This is a genomic window from Mesorhizobium sp. M7A.F.Ca.CA.004.12.1.1, assembly GCF_003997835.1.
Taxonomy (GTDB): Bacteria; Pseudomonadota; Alphaproteobacteria; order Rhizobiales; family Rhizobiaceae; genus Mesorhizobium.
The window spans coordinates 1-5,193 of sequence record NZ_RZRK01000448.1 but is presented as its reverse complement, the minus strand read 5'-3'; the positions used below and the strand labels follow the sequence as shown (position 1 = coordinate 5,193).

The window sequence follows — 5,193 nt, the reverse complement described above, 5'->3', positions numbered from 1 at the left end:
CTTCTTGAACCGTCCGGCCAGCGAGATGTCGTCAGAATCCAGAAACGAAACGAACTCCGCATCCGGCGGCAGTTGCCGCAGCCCGGTGTTGCGCGCCCTGGCTACGCCCATGTTGGATTGCTGGAACAGTCGGATGCAGGCGTTTTCGCGCATCATCGAGCGCACGGCCTCAGCAGAGCCGTCGGTCGAGCCGTCGTCGATGACGATGATGTCGAGATCGGCGGCGTCCCGCTGCCGCACCAGCGAGCGCAATGCCGAAACGACATAGCGCTCACGGTTGTAGACGGGCATTATCACGCTCAGTTTCACGAAGCGCCCCGCGTGAGAAAGTCCGCAATCGTACCGGCTATCTCCTGTGGCTGCGTCCCCAGCGACAGACGATAGCACGGCAGCAGGCGGGTCAGGTCGCTGAAGAAGCGAAAGCCGCTCTCCCGCTCGCCCGGCATCTGCGCTATGCCCGACGGCGCCAAGGCAATCATGGCATCCCTGCGCGACACCGGCACGATCGAACTTGCCTCGCCTCCGCCGATATGTGGCACCAGCAGCGCGATGATGTCCAGAGTTTCGGGCACCGGCCGAGGCGCGATGTCATCAATGTGAAAAGCATGCTTGCCTTGCCAGTTGAGCGGACCATGCGCTTTCAGCCGATGCTTCAGCCCAAGCCGAACGAACCCCTGGGGATCCTGTTTGAGTGTTGAAAACAGTGGGCGGGCAGTCACGCCGTTGGAGAGGTCGACCAGCACATAGTCGTCGCCGACGCTGTCCAGTCCGTTGAGGAGGCCGGCGGCGACGGTTCCGGATTTCCCGGCCCCGCCCGCGCCGGCCAGCAGCACGCCCCTGCCCTTAGTCCCGAGCGTCCCCGCATGGGCCAGCCGCATGCCGCGTGCCGCATATTCCCAATGCAGGAAAGCCCGCAGCGGCGCTCCCGGCTCCCACGGTGGAAAGGCATCGGCCGAAGCCATCAATTGCACGCCAACGCGACGTTGCGGATCATAGAACTGCCAGAAATCCAGGTCGTGAAAATGGTTGCCGCGCAATCCGGCCTCCGCCAGCCGGGTGGCGAAGCCATGCTGCGTGAAGGGCCCCTGGCCCCAACTGACCGGTGCCGCGATGCCGTCTATGCCGGGATGTGCGACGAAGACGCGGCAGCTGTCGGCAGGCGTTCGGTTGCCCGGAGCCGTGACAAGGCCATGAGCGACGGCATCCGCCAATGCGCCGACGCTGACATGCGCGGTCAGATCCAGATGCGGCAAGCTCGCCTTGCAGGTCAGCGGATAATGCGCGGCGCTGCTTTCTGCTTGCGCCAGGACATGGCGTGCGTAGTCAACCAAGTTTTCGAGAGTGACGTTCGGCATGGGTCTGCCTGTTCCGGAGCTGCCCGGCAACGAGAACCTGATGGGCGCTTCAGTTGGCCTGCTTCACCGCGGGCCAGCCGAGGGGCTCCTCGACCTCGTGGATGGGATCGACGACAATGAGATCGGCGAGATCGTCATGGATGTCGACCTTCAGGGGCTCTCTGGCAGCGGCGAGCTGAGCCAGCAATTCGCTTGGAGCCGGTCTTGCCACGCCATCGGTTACGGCCGCCAGCAAACCGAATTCGAGCAATTGTGAAACAAAGCCGTCAATCGCGGCGGCATCGAGGGCGCCAATGCCGGTCGCGGCGCCGACCAGTTCGGAGGCAGGCACGCCGGACGACAGTGCATCCCAAAGTCTGCTGCCTGAATCAGAGAAGCCGAAATATTTACCCGTGGTCAGGTCAAGAACGACGGCTTCGCCGTCGAAGGATTCAAAGACGATATCCTTGCTGGCAATGGCATAGATGCCGGATTGTCGCATGTTTGCTCCCCCGCCGAGCAGGCCGCGGAGATGATCTTCGGGCCTACGGTCAACCCCACCGTTGCAGGCGTCTAACCATTTGCAGGGTTTTTGGCAAGATGGCGCAGGCTCGGGGGCGAGCGCAGCCGGTCACGCTTCGATTTCAAGCGCAGAAAGCGGCTTCGAGCAACAGGCGAGGATAAAGCCGTCCTCGATTTCGTGATCGAGGATGCCGCCATTGTGACTCATCTCGACATCGCCCGCGACCTTCCTCACCTTGCAGGTGCCGCACAGGCCGAACTCGCAGGCGGCGGGAATCCGCACCCCAGAGGCGCGTGCCGTCTGCAGCACGGTCTGGCCGGCGACGCATTCGGCATCGACATCGGAAAGCGAAAACCGGATCGGTGTCACGGCCTCGACGGCAGCAGCAGCGCCGTCCTCCGCCGGCGGCGAGAACGGCGCCGGGATTTCCTCCACGGCAGGCGCAGCAAAGCTTTCCTGATGGTATTTCGCCATGTCGAAGCCGGCGGCGTCCAGCATGCCGCGCACGGCGCGCATGAAGGGATCGGGGCCGCAGCAGAAAATCTCGCGCTCGCGGAAATCGGGCGCCAGCAATGGCAGCCGGATCGCGTCGATGCGGCCCATATGGCCGAACCAGCCCTCGCGGCTCGACCGCTCCTCGATCATGAAGCCGAGCGACAGGCCGGGCATGCGGCTGCCGAGCAGCTCGAGTTCCTTGCGGAAAATGATCTCTTCCGGGCGGCGCGCACAGTTGACGAAGCCGACATCTGTCCATGGCGCACAGTCGTTCAACCAGCGCAGCATCGACATCATCGGCGTCACGCCGGAGCCCGCCGAAATGAACAGATATTTGGCCGCCGGGTGGCTATGCAGCGAAAAATCACCGGTCGGCCCATAGGCCTTGACGTGCGAGCCCGGCGTCAGATGGTCGAACATCCAGCGCGTGCCGGTGCTGCCCGCCTGCGCCTTGACCGTCACCGCGATCGAGAATGGCCGCGACGGCGAGGACGACAGCGTGTAGGTGCGCATCAGCGGCCCGTCCAATGTCGGCAGTTCCAGCGTCACGAACTGGCCCGGCTTGTAGCGGAACCAGGTCTGGTTGTCGGAGCGGAAGGTGAAGGTCTTCACGTCCGGCGCTTCGTCGCTGACGCCGATCACTTCCAGCACCTGCAGCCGGTCGTTCCAGGGCGTCATCTGGTCGAGATGGCGATAGAGGCCAAGGTCCGTCATCGCATTCATCCTCTTGTCCCCTGGGCTAGGCGACGCTGCGCAGGGCCGGCCGGCCGCCTTCGGCAAGGCGCGGCCCGATGAACGACGTGTACCACTCGACGAACTGGATCACGCCGCCCTCATGCAGCTCCGAATAGGGGCCTGGTTCGTAGGCCGGCGACAGGATGCCGAAGGCGTTTTCCTCGACGATGCGGCGGTCCTGGTCGTTGGTCTCGGTCCAGACATGGGTGAGCTCAGCGAGGTCGTAGTCGACGCCTTCGACCGCATCCTTGTGGACGAGCCATTTCGTCGTCACCGCGGTTTCCGTGGCACTGATCGGCAGCACGCGGAAGGTGACGGCATGGTCGCCGAGGATATGGTTCCAGGTTGTCGGATAATGATAAAGCAGCAAGGAGCCGATGCGGTCGGTTGAAACGCTGTCGGACAGGTTCTTCTTCACCGCCCGTTTTCCCGTCATGGTGTAGCTGACGGCATCGCGCAGCAGCGGCGCGCGGGTGGCGCGGTACTGCCCTGCCGGATCGATGCGGAATTTGCTCGGCAAGCCTGATGCCTCGCATCTGGCCCAGTGCGCGACCATCTCGGGGTCGCTGTCGGCGCCGTTGACGCCGGTCACGGTCGGCGCCTCGGGGAAGGTCTTGCACAGCTCAGGGTGATTGGCGACGCAGTGGTAGCACTCGCGGTTGTTTTCCCAGACCAGCTTCCAGTTGCCCTTCTCGATGATCGTGCTCTCAAAGGCGATCTTTGCCTCACGCAAACGGTGCGGCAAAAGATAAGGTTCGATCATCGCCCGCATCGGCGCGAAATCCGCCGGCTCCTTGGCCAGGCAGATGAAGATGTAGCCGCCGACGCTCTCGCAGGCGACCGGCTTCAGGCCGAAATCACTCTTGTCGAAACCGTCGGCCATCTGGCGGGCAAACAGCAGGCGGCCGTCCAGCTCATAGGTCCACTGATGATAGGGGCAGACGAGCTTTGCCGCCGTACCCTTTTCCGCGTTGCACACGCGGCTGCCGCGATGGCGGCAGGAATTGTGGAAGGCGTTGATCTTGCCTTGCTGGTCGCGGACAAGGACGACCGGATAGTCGCCGATCTGCACGGTGATGTAGCTGCCCGGCTTCGGCAGTTCGCAATCATGGCCGATGAACAGCCAGTCGCGATACCAGATCAGCTCCATGTCGAGCTTGAAGTAGTCTGGATCGGTGTAGAAGGGCTGCTCCAGCGAAAAGCCTTGCCGGCGCCCCTTCAGGAGCCTCAGCATGTCGTTGCGGGTATCCATGTCCTGTCCTCGTTTCTAAGGACTGAACTGGTGGTGATGGAGGAAGGATTGAAACGCAGGCCGGCTAGGTGCCGGAAGCGCTATCCACCTCTTGACCGCCCACCGCGATCAGTCGAGTCTAAAAATCTCGGGCTGGTTTCCGGGCTCTGGAGTTGTCCTTGCGGACCATCGCGACACCTTCCCAGGCAGTTGCCCAGTGGTCTCCCGTTGCGACTTGAACTCCACCACCGTTGCGGGGGCAGCGCCGGATTCTGACCGGCTTCCCAATTCTCCGCCTCGTCGTCACGAAGCGGCACCTGAGATGGGTATGATCTAACCACGATCGCTGGCGCGCCGTCGGCATGAAAACGACATCGTATCCATGCGGCGCGACACGGCATGCGAAACGTCACCGCAGATCGTCGCGGGCCGAAATCCCGCCTCCCGGGCGGCCATTTGCCGGCTGCGATCTTCCCGAGTCCGACCCTTGGCGGGGGTCAAAAAAGGTTAACGGTTTCGAAAAGTGACTATTAGCTTGACCTAAAATCGAACCGAACGGTTCGTTTCTGTTGACGGTGCGTGCAGGACGGTGTGAACGCCGGGCCTTTGAAACAGTCAGTGATCCATCGGATGGTTAAACTTAACATGCTGATATAGAGAGGAAAAATGTATCTCTAGATTCCCCTGGCACAATTTCAAGGTGTGGATTCATGGTCCACACGGAACAACTTCGTGATTGGAAAAGGCGGGGTTGCCCTCCCACATCGGGGCTGTCCGAACGACGCGATTTCATTTCCAAGACACGCCGCTAGACGGACGGAAAAAGACGATACTGGAGTACAAAAATGAAAAAGATCATTCTCACTGCCGCAGCC

General features: G+C 62.2%; 5 protein-coding genes and 1 riboswitch. All 5 genes read right to left on the bottom strand.

Annotated elements, in window-relative coordinates; all coding sequences use genetic code 11:
* The coding region (locus EN984_RS22105) for a glycosyltransferase family A protein (RefSeq protein ID WP_164765573.1) at positions 1 to 309 on the bottom strand (309 nt) is incomplete at its 3' end.
* Complete coding sequence (locus tag EN984_RS22100) at positions 306 to 1,355, bottom strand: serine kinase (RefSeq protein ID WP_127267345.1); 1,050 nt, start codon at positions 1,353 to 1,355, stop codon at positions 306 to 308. The genes EN984_RS22100 and EN984_RS22105, both read right to left, overlap by 4 nt.
* A gap of 49 nt (positions 1,356 to 1,404) precedes the next feature.
* Entirely contained in the window at positions 1,405 to 1,836 is a 432-nt protein-coding gene (locus EN984_RS22095) for a PqqD family protein (protein WP_127267344.1), read from the bottom strand.
* Positions 1,837 to 1,965: 129 nt separating this feature from the next.
* On the bottom strand, positions 1,966 to 3,066 hold the full coding sequence (locus EN984_RS22090; protein WP_127267343.1) for a hybrid-cluster NAD(P)-dependent oxidoreductase: 1,101 nt from the start codon (positions 3,064 to 3,066) through the stop codon (positions 1,966 to 1,968).
* Between the two features lie 25 nt (positions 3,067 to 3,091).
* Entirely contained in the window at positions 3,092 to 4,339 is a 1,248-nt protein-coding gene (locus tag EN984_RS22085; protein WP_127267342.1) for an aromatic ring-hydroxylating dioxygenase subunit alpha, read from the bottom strand.
* Between the two features lie 112 nt (positions 4,340 to 4,451).
* Positions 4,452 to 4,654: riboswitch (cobalamin riboswitch) on the bottom strand.
* Positions 4,655 to 5,193 lie beyond the last annotated feature (539 nt).